Below are 15978 nucleotides of genomic sequence, written 5' to 3'. Positions count from 1 at the left end.
TCATCATCCATTAACAGCGGGGGTGCCCAAGGCAAGTGGTTGTGTCCACCATAAGTCCATCTATCGTCCACAATGAATACGGAGGCTAATGTATGTTGAGCTGGTATTTCGCCCGTACCACCGGATTTTCGTTCTCAGCGCTGTTCATTTTAACGTTCTTGTCTATTCCCGTCCTGTCTCAAGCCGCTCAAGTCACCCTTACATGGGACCCCAATGATCCTGCACCGGATGGCTACTCTATCTATCTTCGGGCAGAAGGCCAGGCATATGACTACAGTCAGCCCTGCTGGACCGGTTACGGTACCATCGCAACCGTCTATGGCCTGGAAGAGAATGTCGCCTACTTCTTCGTGGTGCGAGCCTTCGTGGGCGTGCAGGAAAGCGCCGATTCCATTGAAGTTAAATTCAACAATGGTACTTCTTCACTCATATGGATCGAAGCGGAAGATGGGGATTTGCAATTGCCGATGGAAATCGGTGCTGATCCTTCTGCCTCAGCCGGCGGTTATGTGTGGGTGCCAGAAGGAACCGGGAGCTTTACCTACCCTTCGGTCAATGCCGGATATGCAGAATTCTATTTCGAAGTGCCGGAAGCCGGTGACTATATTATATGGGGTCGCCAGATTTCAAACGACTCCGCCAGTGATTCTTTTTTCGTCTCAGTGGACGGTCAAGAAGAACTGGTCTGGCACACTAAATTGGGCGGCCAGGGCGTTTGGACGTGGGATGTGGTCAGTGATCGCGATGTCGATGCCCCGCGCGACGCGACTAACCCGCAGGTATATTGGTTGGAGGCTGGATTCCACACGCTGACAATCAGGCAGGGGGAAGACGGTACGAGGCTTGATACCATCGCTATTACCAACGATTTTAACTTGGGAGTCTCGGACTTATGTGTTAAATTGGCCGCTGATGTGAACAGCGATGGGGTTGTGAACATCCTAGATTTTGCTCAGCTGAGATCTGATTACGGTAAAAATGGTGATCCCGGTTGGATTCCAACAGATGTCAACAGTGACGGCTACGTTAATATATTGGATTTTGCAATCCTTCGAAATCTATACGGGCAGAGTGGGTGCCAATGAGAGTAGCCCGTAGGATCGAGTGATCAAGAAAAACGTGCAGTGGACTTATTTAAATCAATTAGTCTGCCCCTGTCTCCAAACTTATCCGGAGGTAGGGGCAGATTCTTTTATGCGGGTTGCATTTTTTTAGCTTAATTGGTTGATTTTCTCAACCACACCGCAACTTGAAGCATTTAAAGAAACGGCATTAAAGCATTTCCAACGCACAGGCCATGGACACGCCGCCGCCGCCGCACAGCGTGGCCATCCCTAACGAGCGACCCCTATTTTTCATGGCGTAAAGCAGGGTAACCATGATCCGGCAGCCGGTGGCGCCCACCGGATGGCCCAGGCCGATGCCGGAGCCGTTGACGTTGGTGATGTCGCGGTTCAGGTGCAGTTCACGCTCACAGCCGATATACTGGGCGGCGAAGGCCTCGTTGACCTCCACCAATTCGAAATCGCTGATTGTCATGCCTTGGCGGTCCATGAGGTTCCTGACGGCTGGCACCGGGGAGAGCCCCATGACCGATGGATGGCAAGCGCCGCGGCCTGTGGCGACAATCTTGGCCAACGGGTGGATGCCCAGTTCCCTGGCCTTGTCGGCACTCATGATCACCATGGCTGCCGAGCCGTCGTTGATGCCCGAGGCGTTGCCGGCGGTGACTTTGCCGATCTTGGGTACGAAGGCCGGTGGCAGTTTTTCGAGTTGTTCCATGGTCAAACCGGGGCGGAAGTGCTCGTCCCGGTCAAAGACCAGGGGCTCTTTTTTGCGCTGGGGAATTTGCATGGGTACGATCTCGTCCTTGAACGAGCCGTCGTCGTTGGCCCGCTCGGCATTGTTCTGGCTTTTCAGCGCCACCTCATCCATCTCCCTGCGGGATATGTCCATGTGCTGGGCGATGAATTCAGCGGTCTGGCCCATGATGTAGGGCTTGCCCACACACATGCTCAGCGGCGGCTGGGTGGCATCCACTGGGCCGTCTTCAGGGTGAGGGATGATGTGGGAACCGCAGTGAAGGGCGTGAATCATGGCATCCACGAATACGGCGTCCTGCAGTCGGCATCCCCAGCGCGCATTGGGCACCTGGTAGGCGACACCGCTCATGTGTTCCACACCACCGGCAAGGATGACGTCGGCCATACCCGCCTGGATCATGGCCATGCCCGACAGCACCGCCTCCATCCCGGAAATGCACACGCGGTTGATGGTGACGGCCGTCACGGTGTCGGGAATGCCGGCCAGAAGCGCGGCCACCCGGCTGACATTCAGGGCGTCGGCAGGCTCCATGCAGCAGCCGTAGCGCACATCGTCGATAATGGCCGGATCGATGCCGGCTCGCTCCACCGCCTGTTTCATGGTGATGCTGGCGATGGTCGCCGCGTTGGAATTCTTGAGTGTTCCACCGAAGGCCCCGATCGCGGTCCGGCAGGCTGAAACGATGACGACGTCTTTCATGTTCTTCTCCTGTTCATAGATGGGTCCGGTGTGTATCCTTTTGGTTGGTGTGTGCTTTGCGAGAAGCGGTCTATAGGCCTCCAAAACCCCGCTCTGTGATGTTCAGCACGGCATCTTCACCGGCGCGCACGGCAGCCAGGCGGCCGAGCGTGATCGGCAGCACTGCATTGATGAAATAGCGGGCGCTCTGGATTTGACCATCGTAGAAAGCGGCGTTTTTATCCTTATCCAGATTTTTGGCCTTTTTTTCATCGTCCAGTCCGCCAATGATCTTCTCCAATGGCGCTGATGCTGTCGCTGCCCGCCACAACAGCATCCAGCCCATGATCACATCTCCCATGGCCATCATGAAGGGGTGAGCCGATGCAAACGCGATTTTGAACGTCGGGCCGACGGCTTGCTTGCCGATGACCATGGCGGTCTCTCCAAGCTGCTCCACAGCAGTCTCCAGTGCTGCTGCCAGGGGGCTGATGACAGCGATGGCCTTGGCCTGGCCGATGGTAATTTTTATTTCACTGATAAAATCCATGAACACCGCTCCCTTTTTCATACCTAGTTTGCGGCCCAGGAGATCCATGGCCTGGATGCCGTCGGTGCCCTCGAAAATGGAGGCGATCTTGCAGTCCCGGGCCAACTGCTCGACCGGGTAGTCCATGGTGTAGCCGCATCCGCCGTGCACCTGTATGGCCTCGATACAGACTTCAAATCCGCGTTCGGCACAGTAGGCCTTGATCAAGGGGGTGAGCAGCGCAATGCGATCATCGTTGCGCTCTCGCTCCATTTTCTCGTCGGCGCATTCGGCCAGGTCAAAACAGCGGGCAACATAGTAGATGAAACTTCGCATGCCCTCCACGTGGGCCTTCATCCACAGCAGCATGCGACGCACGTCAGGGTGTCGAATGATCGCTACCGGGGTGGCCTCGGAAGACTTTCCTTCGGCCAGGTCTTTCCCCTGAATACGCTCCCGGGCGAAGTTCACCGCATGAAGGAAGGCTGCCGTGGCATTGCAAAATCCCATGAAGCCCACATCCAGCCGGGCTTCATTCATCATGTGGAACATGATTTTCATGCCCGCGTTTTCTTCTCCCAGCAAAAGACCCCGACAAAGGCCCTTGCTGCCCATAGACGTGGCACATGTAGCGCTGCCGTGAATGCCCATCTTCTCTTCCGTACCAGTACATACGATGTCGTTGGTCTCACCCAGGCTGCCGTCGGCATTGACCCAGATTTTAGGGACGATAAAAATGGAGATGCCATTGGTTCCCGCCGGGGCCCCGTCAATGCGTGCCAGCACTGGATGAATGATGTTCTCGGTGAGATCGTGTTCACCGTTGGTGATGTAGATCTTGTTACCGGTGATGGCATAAGCGCCGTCATCGAGCCGCCTGGCTGATGTGGTCAGGGCACCCACATCGGACCCGGCTTCTGGTTCAGTGAGATCCATGGTCCCCCCCCATTGGCCGGTGTAGAGCTTTTCCAGAAACAACGATTTCTGCTTGTCGGTACCGAACAATTCGATCATCTTGCCGGTGCCGTGACCCTCCAGCGCATAGGTCACCATGGCCCAATTGGCGCCGTAGAAATATTCGTAGGCAGCGCGCATGACCATGTGGGGCAGCCCCTGGCCACCCATCGCCGGATCCTCGGCGAGGGATGTCCACCCATTCTCTACCATCAATTGGTACGGGCGGCGATAGCACGCCGGAACGATCACCTTGCCGTTTTCGAAAGCAACGCCGGCCTTGTCTCCTTCGGCGAGGGTGGGCAGCACTTCCTTGATGCCGAAAGCCCGGGCTTCGGTGATCACCATGTCTACCATTTTCTTATTCAGTTCCCGGTATTTTTTAGATGTAAACAGCTGCTCGACGTTTAATTGTTCGTAGAGGACAAAATCGATGTCCCGGCGGTCTGCAATCTGCTGTGCCATGTTTTCAGTCTCCCGTTTTTCTGCCGTCCGTCATCCGTTGGCCGACTTCAGCCCACGGGTCTCTTATATGCCTCCCGCATGTCGCGTTTGAGCATCTTGCCGGCGACATTTCGAGGAAACGATTCCATGATGACCACGTCCCGGATGCGCTGGAATTTGGCATCCACCCGTTGGTTGGTCCAATCGATCAACGTTTCCGGCAGCAGCTCGGCCCCTCGATGGAGCACCACCGCGGCAATGGGCACCTCACCCCATTTTTCATCGGGCACCCCGATCACCGCCACTTCGCTGACGTCCGGGTGGCGAATCACCACCTCCTCGATATCCTTGGGATAGACGTTCACGCCGCCGGAAATGATCATGTCTTTGATGCGGTCGACGAGAAAGAGGAATCCCTCGTTGTCCACGTAGCCCAAATCCCCCGTGTGCAGCCATCCGTCGACAATCGCTTTTTCGGTCAGGTCCGGCCGCTTGTAATAACCGGGCATCATCATCGGGCTCTTGCCGCAGATTTCGCCGATCTCTCCGGGTGCACATTCCCGACTCTCCGCATCCAGGATGCGCATTTCCATGAAAGGGGCGGGGATTCCCACGGAGCCCACCTTGCGAACGGCGTCATGCTTGTCCAGCACGGTCATGAAGCCCTCGGTCAGTCCGTACAACTCGTATAAACGACCGGGCAGTGCCTTGTTGAGGCGGTGCTTGTATTCCAGGAGCAGCGGGGCGCCCACGTTGTGGATCATTTCCAGAGAGGCCAGTTTGGCCGGTTCAAAGGCCGGGCTGTTGAGGATGGCGATGATCTGGGCCGGAACCATGACCACATGGGTTACCTTTTCTTTTTCGATGTCGGCGATGACCGCCTCGGCGTTGAAGCTCTCATGGAGAATGTAGGTGGCACCCAGAAACATCCAGGGCATCAGGTCCAGCATGGCGCCGTTGAAGACGATAGCGCCGGCGTGAAGAGCCACGCTTTCCGGTGTCATACGCCAGGAGGCGGCGAAGATGGTGCAGTACATGGCCCGTACATAGTGGGTATGAACGATCCCCTTGGGTGCGCCGGTGGTTCCGCTGGAGTACATGATGTTGTACATATCGTGGTCGTCGATGGGGATCTCCGGGGGGTTTTGCTCGCTTGCATGGCCAACGAATTCGCCGTAACTGCGGAATCCATCGCGCGGACTGTCTAAATTCACCAGAATAAAGCGATCATCGCCGATGGCCGCTAAATCATTGCGGATACTATCCAACGTGTCGGCAAACGCGGCGTCGGCGATTACCAGGGTGGTGTCGGAGTTTTTCAGCAGGGTGGTGAGTCCGCTCGCGTTGAGCATGGTGCTGCTGGGTACAATGACCAACCCTGTTTTGGCCGCCGCCCAATAGGCTGCCATGAGCTGGGTACAGTTGGGCAAGACAGTGGCGAATTTGTCTCCCTTGGCAAGCCCGCAGTCCAGCAGTGCGTTGGCCAGTTTGTTTACGTATGCGTTAAAAGCGTCGTAGGAAAACCGTTCTTCGCCGCAGACAAAAGCGAGGTGGTCAGGACGATAACGCGCATGGTGGGGTAAAAGGCTGCCGATGTTCATCGATGTCTCCTTTTAGTTGGCACAAGTATTTTTTAGAAAAGGATTCCAGCTTTTTTTGGCCTATTTCTCAGAAAAAATCAACCGCAGAGAATTCTACTCACCAGTCGGCCGCTTTATCTTGAGCTGGCCTGGACGATTTTAGTCGCCGAAGCACCTGCGTCACCACCTGATCCGGCGTCACACCGGCCGTGGAAACGGTGATGTCTGCGAAGCGCTCATACAGCGGGCACCGTTCGTCGTAGAGCATGTCGATACTTTGACCGGGCATTCTCAGCACCCCCCGTTCATCCAGATTGCCCAATCGATCCTTCAGACACACCATATCGATCTGCAGGTAAACCGCCGGCCCCAAGGATTTGAGGTGGGCCATGGCTTGCTGGCTGTATACGGCGCTGCCCCCGGTGGCCACGACCCCGCAGTCCGGCGGCACAGAGAGCAGATATCGCTCCTCGAGGCGGCGGAAACCGTCCAATCCATGGTCGGCAATGGTCTCCTGCAGATAGCAACCCTCTCCCGTCTGCATCAGGATGTCCGTGTCCAAAAAGGACACCCCCATGCGTTTGGCCAGAAGGACCCCAATGGTGCTTTTTCCAGCCCCGGGCATGCCGATGAGGATCAAATTCTGTTTTCTCATCATTTACCACCCATCCTTTTATAACGATCCCGTCCGATCCGCCGACCTTTCTAAGCCACCGGTCGAAACACGGGGGAGACGACTTCATCGTAACACTTTGTAATTTCCTTCATACCAGTTTTTGAGGTCGCAGATATACCATCGGGAAAAGGGTCTATCCGATGGGCCACCGGCTATGTTGGTGTGGATCTCATCGGTGGCCAGATCGGCAACGAATCGATAAGTGGGGCTGAAGGTCGTCAGCCGCCCTGCATTTTTGAATATCTGGCCCTGGGGGATGGTGGCCCGGCACCCGGGGAGGGTAATCGGGCCGTAATCGAACCCAAAAAATCTTGGTAACCGGCCACCGAACAGCAGGTGGGCCAGAATGATCGATCGTGAGGACCCGTATGTTTTCGGATCGACGCGGAGTCCTTCGTTGACACCCTGCTTGAACAGCGCCTCTCTGGTCTGCCCGTCGAACCAGGCTGATGACTGCTTTTCCAGAATTCGGTCCAGGTTGGCGTAATAGTCGTTGAACAGGCTGGTTTCCGATAAAATATGGTTCACCACCTCGCGTCCGAACCCGTGGTCGCCGAATACCACGTCGATGATGGCCCGGTATACGGACTCGAACAGCATGGCCCCTGTCGAGTCGGCATGATAACGCAGATCCCACGCTTTCAATACACGGCCGTTGTCCGTATCCGGCAGCAGGGGGCCGATAATTCTCATCAGCCGCTCCGCCTGCAGGGAGTAAAGGTCATAGTGCATGTCTTTCATGTATACCACATCAAGTCCGCTGCCCGTCTCCAGGAGTTCAACGATGCGGTCCGCCCGATAGGGCCCCATGCACAAGTTGATCGGATTGGATCGACCCAGATAATTGAGGTCCTGGTTGGCAGTGGCGATGATGCCCTCGGGAGGATTGTACACATTGGGCAAGTCGTCGGGGTCGCTAAACCCCAGGCAATCGAATTGTTTCTCCCATCCGGCGTGGGGAAGCAACCCACTGATTCCTTTGGGCCTCTTGAAATGCCGGCCGCTCATCTGATAGCCGATGTTCCCCCCGACATCGGCACAGACCCAGTTCATGGCAACGGATTTCAGCTGTCGAAACAGGGTCATGGCGGAGTGTACATTTTTTGCCTCCATCAGCCCAAACAGCGTGTCAAAAATGTCTGCCCCGCATCCCTTGGCGCACGACCATCCCATCGCCAGATAGTGACCTTCCCGATGGGGGTCGCCTTCCAGCAGTCCATTCTCATTCTCATAGATCATGATTCGGATGGCGGGCTTGTTCTTGATCTTGATTGTTTCCTCACGAACGGTAAAAGGTTTCCAGCCGTCTTTTCGATAGTATTGGCCAATTCGGCATCGTTCGATGCGATAATCCAGCATATCCATATAGGCATAAGTGGCGCTCCATGCCAGGTATTTGCTTCGTCCAATGATCAGTCCGGGAATCCCTGGGATACTGACACCCATCATGGTGTTGCCGGGCAGCCGGAGGATGACTTCCTGCCAGACATTGGGCAGGCGGTTGATCTCCAGGTGGGGGTCGCCGCACAATATCGGAAAGCCGGAACGGGTGTGACGACCGGCCACGGCCCAGTTGTTGGAGGCATTGATCCGGGGGAGCCGGTTGAGCCACTCGACGGCCGACGGCACCAGGGGCGGCGAGAGCCTGACCTGGCCGATCAAGGCCTTGTCCACGGGATCGGTGAGATAGGGAAACAACTCCATCAATTTTTCTTCCGGCAGCCCTTTTTGAATCATTTCTACCAGGAATTTTTCCATATTGGCCTGGATGTCGGCCAAGCCTAAAAATCCGAAAACCTTGGCCAGTCGCAGACAGTCGATCGTCGAGTAGGGCTCCGGGCGGCGATATCCCATCAGTTTGAATTCAAACACCGGCCCGTTGTCCGCCATCCAGTCGTTGAATCCGCTCACGTAAGCATCCATGGCCGTGCGGGCGCCCGGTTCGATCCGGGCGACCTGTTCCTGTGGATCCGGGAGAAAATTCATCCGACGCATGTAGGTGTCGACCTCAATCAGGCCGTCATCAGCCTTGAGCAATTCTGCGGCACGCCCCTGGATAAGGATTCTGGTGAGCAGCGTCTGCATCTGACGGTCATTGGCGTGAACCCACCCCAACCCCCTCATCAGATCTGCCACTGTATTTGCGGTGATTTCTGGAATGCCGTGACGATTTCTCAGCACGTGGATGTTTGCCTCGCCACCGTCCAATTTCACCGGCGTTGTCTTCAATTTCATCACGTCGACTCCTGCTGTACAAAACCGTTAAACAGCTTGCCGGCGGAATCGTTCAGGTCTGCCTCGCATCCACATGTTGAACACCGGCCGTCAAGTCGCTTCAAGGCATTTGTGGTGGGTATGCGATTGGGAAGGACTTGGCCGAGGTGCGCGAACTAAGCAAAAAGCAGCTACGACACCTTGCCGTAGAGGGGTGCCAAGGCGTCGGTATCTCTCAAGAAGGTCCAAAGGCCAAAAGCGATGTCGCCGCGGCTGCTGCGTGAAACAGCCAGGCCGGCAGAATGCTGTGCGACCGTTCCCGGATCATTCCAGCCACCAGGCCGAATATGGCCGCCACAGCGATATATTTGATCAGAAGGCCGTTGGTCAAGATTTCCATGGGATGGTCGGCCATCATGGTCATCTGGAAACCGATAGCGGTCGCATATAGCAGGGCCGATCCAATGGTTGGGCCGGAGAAGAACCACCGGCTTTCACAGTCCTGAATGGTTGCCAGCTGGGCCATCATGCCGTGCACCAAACCCCTGAACAGCAGTTCCAGGGAAAGGGGAACCAATACCAGGGCAAAGGTCCAGGCCACCACGGGATCGGCGTTAAACATTGTTTCGGTGGGCACCAGGATGTCACCGGTAAATCCGCAAATGATAGCCATGGGCAGAAGGCGCCACCAGTCTTTGCCGGCCGGTAGCATCATGCCAAACTGCCATGGCCGGCGAAAGGCCACGATGCCGAGCATGATGAGGGTAAAAAATAAGAGTGCGGCGTGTAACCCGACGACCGGGCTCAGGAACACCTCGCCGAGCGCTTCACGGCCCAGCCACCGTGCCGGCTCCCAATTCTGAGCGGTGGCAATCGAAGCGATGACGATCAGCATTGAAATCGCGGCGCTGGACAAAAACCGTTTCACGTGGCGAATGTCGCTGCGCTTTTCGATGACATCGCGGCAGGCCGAAACGATTTCTCCAGGCAACAGCCGGGTGCCGAGGTCTCTGGGCGAGCCGCCAATGTCTCCGGATCCCCCCCAGCGGTTGACCTTTATGCGACCCTTGACCGCGGGGTCCATGAAGTTCAATCGCTGATACACATCTTCCAGGTTTACCGGCATGAACAGGTCCATCTGCCTGAGGGTGTAGTCGTGTTTGCCTCTGCGCAGGGCCACCCATCCCAGTCGGTTGCCGTATAGTTTGGTCAGGTGGGGTTCTAACTCGTAGATGCCTATATCCGAAGCGACGACCACGGCAATACGGTTGTTGGTCAGCTCGATCCGGGCCAGTTCCTCGACACCCTTGAAGTCATCCAGTTCCCCCAATCTGATCAGAAACTGATCCAACTTACGCAGCACGCCGATGGTATAAGCAAGGAAATCGGTTTTAGACCACTCGCCGGCCTTCTTCAGCTCCAATTCTTCCATTCGCAGTCTGTCGATCACACGCATTAATTTCTGTAATAGATCGGCCGGCAAGCCGCTGAGTTCGCGCAGCTCCAAACCAAGGGCATCGATAATTCCTTCCAGCCTGACCAGCGCGAAAAGGGATCGCCGGTGGATGGCATCTCGGTTGTTGATTCGCTGATGATTGAGGATAATCCAGATGGCCAGAATGGTGTCAAGATCCGGTTCGTTGGCGAAAATTTTCCACTCCCGGTCACGCAGGTCCAGACCTTTCACACACATGATCAGGGCTTGCTCGCAGGTGGCCAGAGTGAAGGTGCGGACGCAGCCCTCGTGATGGTCCAAGTTGTAGACTTTTTTGTCGTGATCCAGGAAGGGTTCTGCCTGGGCGACTCCGTCCAGATAGATGGTTCCCGGAGGGGCCTTGCGTGCAGCCGAGGCGGTGACAGTCAACCCCGCCTTGATGATGACCTGCAGATTGGGGGCTTCAAAGCAGGTCAATGCCCGGTCCGTTCCCACCTCTTTGATCGCATAACGATCAGGAAAAACGTGCCCGGTAGCATCCTGCTTTAGGGTAGCGTTTTCCAGCACAAAGGGCAATTGATCGGTATCTTCCATCTATGGACATCATCCTGCGCTAAGATAAATCCACCTGGTGTGGGTCAAAAGAGAACTATCCATTCATAACAATCAGCGCGGGGGGGGTCAACAGGTTAATGGTTTGCCGCCACAGCGAACGCCCTCTCCGAAAAAAGCCTGTACACCTTGAATATCTTATTATATTAAAAAATCAATTAGTTTTATTGAAATCCGGTGGGTTCAAGAGGCTGTTCATTCCAAGGGCGAAGGCGCTGTCCTCAAACGATCTTACTGCGGACTTTGCGCATTCTGTCTATCTTTTCATTCCCGTGAGCACCCAGATCTTTCCTGAAGAGACCAATATCTGCAATACGGAACATATACCGGAGACCGATAGTATGGCAACCCGCGGCAGGTCATGAACCGCCTGATTTTTGCATGGCTGCCGGGACTTCTCACGCCTGGCGTCGGCGGTGCATGGGGTGGCGCCGTCTTTCACCATATGGAAAGCGGCAGGTTGCCGCTACGATCAGGTAAGTTTTAAAAAAAGGAGGTATGGTTCCCCGCTCCGAGGTATTCGACCCGGTGCGATAATCCACGTTCCGGTCCCTTTCATTCTATCATCTGCTGAAGAAGCTCCTTAATTCGTATATCCATCAGGCACATCGGCTTCTGCGGCATGGGCTGGACAAATGGGTAGCGCGCTCAGCCCATAAGCCAGCGCCCCGCAAAAAAACTGCAGGCGGCCACAAGGGTGCATAAAAGGGTCCCCCAAAGGATGTCCACGACCACCATGGCCAGGGGCCACCCCTCGATGGTGGCCATGTTGGTCAGGTCATAGGTGGCGTAAGTGAAAAAGCCAAACAGGGCGCCCCACAAGACAGCCTGCCTGATGGATCCCTGGGCCAGGGCCGGCAACACTGCAACCACGAGAATGCCGACGATGTAGATCAGGTAAAAGACGATGGCCGCAGTCCAGTTGACCTTGTCGCTGAGAATAAAACCGATTTGTTTCTTGTAAAAACCGCGACCCAGGTACCCCAGCCAGATGATGTCGATGAGAAAAAAAACGGGGATGGTGAGCAGATAGAGCTTGATATAAAACAGTGCATTCATGAATATCTCCATAGTTGACTGCCGGATTGCGGCACCCGGTTATCTTTCATTTGCCCATGGCTCCAATCATGAAGATCGTCTGCGGCTTTTATTGGCTCAGGATTACTGAACGCATGGAAATGGACGCCAGATCGAATCCCGCATTGAAAAAATTCACGCGATCCGTTTCGTCACGCTGGGCCAGGGTGTAGACCAGCGGCAGAATATGGTCCCAAGTTGGGTGAGCCTTTTTTGCCAAGTCACCCAGCTTCTGAAAGTTGACAACCGCCAAGTCTTCGCCCCGATCCATGAATTCGGCCATCTTCCCGTCAAATGCCACAGCCCAGTCATAGGGCTGTCCATCACTGCGCATGGCCTTCAGATTGTGCACCAGGTTGCCGCTGCCCATGATCAGAACACCCTGGTCTCTCAGCGGCTTCAACTGGCTGGCCATCTGGTAGTGGTCCATGGGCGTCATCCGGTAATCCAGGCTCAACTGGAAGACGGGAATGTCGGCGGCGGGAAACATGCGGCCGAGTACTGACCATGCCCCGTGATCCAAACCCCATCTGTCGTCGGCGATGACCCGGCGGTCGTCGACCAATTCCAGAACCTGCCGGGCAATGCCCGGGGCGCCGGGTGCAGGATAGCGCTGCTCGAAGAGCTGGTAGGGAAATCCGCTGAAGTCGTGGATGGTTTTGGGTCGAGTAGTCACACTCACCCGGGTTTCCCCGGGTGTCAGCCAGTGGGCAGAGATGCACAGGATGGCTTCCGGTCGCGGCAATCTGGGACCCAGCGCATCCCATACCGTGCTGAACGCCGTGTCCTGGATGGCGTTCATGGGGTTGCCGTGGCCGACGAACAGGACCGGCATGGGCCCGGTTTCCGATCCTGACTTCAAAGCGGTAATAATGGAGGAACATTCAGCGATCATGGACAGCGCCTAATTTGGTTTCCGGTTTGAGGTTGATTAACCCTCTACCTTAACCTTAAACGTTTAACCACATATTTATCATCCCACGACCTTGATCCGCCCCACCGCCGCCTCCACCGCATCGAGGATCTCACCGGATCGCAATACGTTCAGCATGGTTTCCATGTCCTTGTACAGCTCCCGGTCCTGGGCCATGTAAGGCACATGTCGACGGATCACCCGGTAGGCCTCGCGGGTGCCCTTGCCGGCCATCAATTGGCGCGTTTCGGTGAGCAGGTCGTAGGCCTGGGCGGCGCAAAGCAGTTCGATGGCGATGACGCTCTCCACGTTGGTGAGAATTTCCCGGCTCTGGCGCATGGCGATGGTGCCCATGCTCACATGATCCTCTTTATTGGCGGAGGTGGGTATGGAATCCACGCAGGCCGGGTGGGCCAGTACCTTGTTCTCCGACACCAGAGCGGCGGCGGCATATTGACCGATCATGAAACCGGAGTTGATCCCTCCCTGTTTGATCAGAAAGGCGGGCAGTTCGCTGAGCTGCGGGTTGACCAGCCGCTCGATACGGCGTTCGGAAACGCTGCCCAGCTCTGCCAGCCCCATGGAGAGATAGTCGGCGGCCATGGCCACGGGTTGGCCGTGGAAATTGCCGCCCAGCCGCACCTCCTCAGTTTCCGGGAAGATCAGCGGGTTGGTGGTGGTTGAATTGATTTCAATGTCGATGACCCGGCGGGCGTGGGCCACGGCATCCTTACTGGCCCCGTGGATCTGGGGAGCGCAGCGCAGGGTGTAGGCGTCCTGAACCCGGGCGCAGCCTTCGTGAGACGTAATGATCTCGCTGACCTCGGTCAGGCGCAGCATGTTGTCCGCGGTGACCAGCTGACCCGGATGGGGGCGGATTTGGTGGATGCGCGGGTCGAACTCGCTGTTTGAGCCCATGAGCACCTCCAGGGTCATGGCGCAGGCGATGTCCGCCATTTTGGACAGGCGCACCGCGTCGTTAACCACCAGTGCGCCAATGGCTGTCATCACCTGGGTGCCGTTGATCAGGGCCAGCCCTTCTCCCGCCGCGAGGGCCAGCGGAGCAAGACCGATCTGATCCAGCGCCTCAGAACCGGGAATACGGTTTCCCCGGTAAAACGCCTCACCCTTGCCAATGAGCACCAGACCCAGGTGGGCGGTGGGCGCCAGATCTCCACTGGCCCCCACCGAGCCCTTCTCCGGCACCACCGGCGTCACCCCGTGATTGAGAAAAGCCAGCAGATAGCGAATGGTCTCCATGCGGCATCCGGAATAGCCCAGGCACAGGTCGTGAACCCGAAGGGCCATGATGGCACGGACCACCGTCTCGGGCAGCGGGTTGCCTACGCCGGCGGCATGGCTCATCAGAATGTTCTCCTGAAGCCGACGCGTGTCTTTCTCGGAAATGGTGACGTTGCACAGGGCCCCGAACCCGGTGGTGATGCCGTAGATCACCCGCTTCTCCTTCACCCAGCGCTCGATCAAGGCGCTGGTTCTGGCCACCCGGCCTTCTCCGGCCGAGGACACGCCGACTTCTCTGGTTGATCTGGCCACGGTCACCAGATCATCGATGGTTATGCCTTCTTTATCCAGAAGCAATGGTTCTATGGTCATTGATCTTTTCCATGTTTTTTGGCAAACAACGCATCCACCGCCGCATCCACCGCATCGTCGTCGGCTATAAAGGGGAGGGTTATCTGATCGCCGTTGTCATTCTCTTGGTTGTAGGCGGCGGCCACGCTGATGGCATTGGGATTTCTGGCCCAGCTGCGTCTGGCGACCCCACCCATGACGTCCCAGTTCATGGCCGAATGGATAATGCCGTCCACCCGTCGGCTGCCATCTAAAACCAGGCCGAAACCGCCGTTGATGGCCTTGCCGATGCCGGTACCCCCGCCGTTGTGCAACGCCACCAGGGACATGCCCCGGGCGGCGTTTCCCGCAAAGCAATGGGTGGCCATGTCTGCGGTGACGTTGCTGCCGTCGGTGATGTTGGCGGTCTCCCGGAACGGCGAATCGGTGCCGCCGGGATCGTGGTGGTCACGACCCAGCATGATGGGCCCCACCTCCTTGTTTCTCACCATGGCATTGAAGGCCAGGGCGATTTGCAGGCGTCCCTGAGCATCCTGGTAGAGAATTCTGGCTTGGCTGCCCACCACCAGCCGGTTCCTGCCGGCATCGCGGATCCACACATAGTTGTCGCGATCCTCGGGGCGGCGGTCGGGGTCGATGCAGGCCATGGCCGCCCGATCGGTTTTCTCCAATTCCTGCGGGTCGCCGCTGAGGCAGACCCAGCGGAAAGGCCCATAGCCATAGTCGAAGATCGGCCCCATGATGTCCTCGAAATAGGAGGGGAATACGAAACCATCCTTCACATCCTTGCCGTTGCGGGCCACATCCGTGACCCCGGCGTCGAAGACGGCTTTCAAAAAGGCGTTGCCGTAGTCGAAGAAATAGGTGCCCCGTTGGGCCAGCGTCCGGATGAGTGACATGTGTGTGTTGAGGCTGGCATCCACCAGCCGGCGAAAGGATTGACGATCCTCGGCCAGCAGACGGGTGCGCTCCTCGAAACTGACACCCTGGGGACAATAGCCGCCGTCGTAGACCACATGGCAAGAGGTCTGATCCGAAAGCAGATCAACGGGAATGTGGTTGTCAACCATGTATTGCAGCAGGTCCACCACGTTGCCGTGGTAGGCGATGGAGAGCACCCGCTTTTCTTGCTTTGCCGCAAGGGCCGCTTTGAAAATCTCGGCCAGGTCGGCGGAAACCATGTTCACCCACCCCTGCCGGTGGCGGGTTTCTATGCGTGATCCGTCCACCTCGGCGATAACGGACACGGCCCGGGCGATCTCCGCGGCCCTGGGTTGGGCACCGCTCATGCCCCCCAGTCCCGAGGATACAAAAAGCAGGCCGGACAGATCCCCGTCGGCCGGGACGCCGCACATCTTGCGGCCTGCTCCCAGCAGGGTATTGTAAGTACCGTGGACGATGCCCTGGGGACCGATGTACATCCAGCCGCCGGCGGTCATCTGGCCGTAG

At 56.8% G+C, this 15978-nt stretch carries 11 protein-coding genes; 1 reads left to right on the top strand and 10 read right to left on the bottom strand.

Features of this window, described 5'->3' with window-relative positions; all coding sequences use genetic code 11:
- Positions 1-92 precede the first annotated feature (92 nt).
- Positions 93-1085 carry a hypothetical protein gene (locus ABYV26_RS08190; RefSeq protein ID WP_372679925.1) on the top strand — a complete coding sequence of 331 codons (993 nt, stop codon included), beginning with the start codon at positions 93-95 and terminating at the stop codon, positions 1083-1085.
- A gap of 187 nt (positions 1086-1272) precedes the next feature.
- On the opposite strand, the gene ABYV26_RS08185 is transcribed toward ABYV26_RS08190, so the two are convergent.
- From ABYV26_RS08185 to ABYV26_RS08140, 10 genes are all read right to left on the bottom strand, one after another.
- Complete coding sequence (locus ABYV26_RS08185) at positions 1273-2523, bottom strand: acetyl-CoA C-acyltransferase (RefSeq protein ID WP_372679923.1); 1251 nt, start codon at positions 2521-2523, stop codon at positions 1273-1275.
- A 70-nt stretch (positions 2524-2593) separates the two neighbouring features.
- Positions 2594-4450 (bottom strand): acyl-CoA dehydrogenase, encoded by a 1857-nt coding sequence (locus ABYV26_RS08180; protein WP_372679921.1) that lies wholly within the window; start codon positions 4448-4450, stop codon positions 2594-2596.
- A gap of 47 nt (positions 4451-4497) precedes the next feature.
- Positions 4498-6030 carry an AMP-binding protein gene (locus tag ABYV26_RS08175; protein WP_372679919.1) on the bottom strand — a complete coding sequence of 511 codons (1533 nt, stop codon included), beginning with the start codon at positions 6028-6030 and terminating at the stop codon, positions 4498-4500.
- Positions 6031-6127: 97 nt separating this feature from the next.
- A complete protein-coding gene (locus ABYV26_RS08170) occupies positions 6128-6667 on the bottom strand; it encodes a shikimate kinase (RefSeq protein ID WP_372679918.1) in 540 nt (179 codons plus the stop codon).
- Between the two features lie 81 nt (positions 6668-6748).
- Positions 6749-8920 carry a penicillin acylase family protein gene (locus tag ABYV26_RS08165; RefSeq protein ID WP_372679916.1) on the bottom strand — a complete coding sequence of 724 codons (2172 nt, stop codon included), beginning with the start codon at positions 8918-8920 and terminating at the stop codon, positions 6749-6751.
- A gap of 214 nt (positions 8921-9134) precedes the next feature.
- Positions 9135-10928 carry a type II CAAX prenyl endopeptidase Rce1 family protein gene (locus ABYV26_RS08160; protein ID WP_372679914.1) on the bottom strand — a complete coding sequence of 598 codons (1794 nt, stop codon included), beginning with the start codon at positions 10926-10928 and terminating at the stop codon, positions 9135-9137.
- A 666-nt stretch (positions 10929-11594) separates the two neighbouring features.
- Positions 11595-12005, bottom strand: coding sequence for a DUF2177 family protein (locus tag ABYV26_RS08155; RefSeq protein WP_372679912.1), 411 nt, complete (start codon positions 12003-12005; stop codon positions 11595-11597).
- A gap of 88 nt (positions 12006-12093) precedes the next feature.
- Entirely contained in the window at positions 12094-12918 is an 825-nt protein-coding gene (gene ygiD, locus ABYV26_RS08150; protein ID WP_372679910.1) for a 4,5-DOPA dioxygenase extradiol, read from the bottom strand.
- 78 nt (positions 12919-12996) lie between these two features.
- Positions 12997-14550, bottom strand: a complete 1554-nt coding sequence (gene hutH, locus ABYV26_RS08145) for a histidine ammonia-lyase (protein WP_372679908.1) — start codon at positions 14548-14550, stop codon at positions 12997-12999.
- On the bottom strand, positions 14547-15978 hold a 1432-nt coding region (locus ABYV26_RS08140; RefSeq protein WP_372679906.1), incomplete at its 5' end, for a urocanate hydratase. The genes ABYV26_RS08140 and hutH, both read right to left, overlap by 4 nt.

The sequence above is a fragment of the Desulfosarcina sp. genome, assembly GCF_041551955.1.
Classification (GTDB): Bacteria; Desulfobacterota; Desulfobacteria; order Desulfobacterales; family Desulfosarcinaceae; genus Desulfosarcina.
Note: the sequence above shows the minus strand (reverse complement) of the source record. Positions and strands in the feature narration are given on the sequence as shown.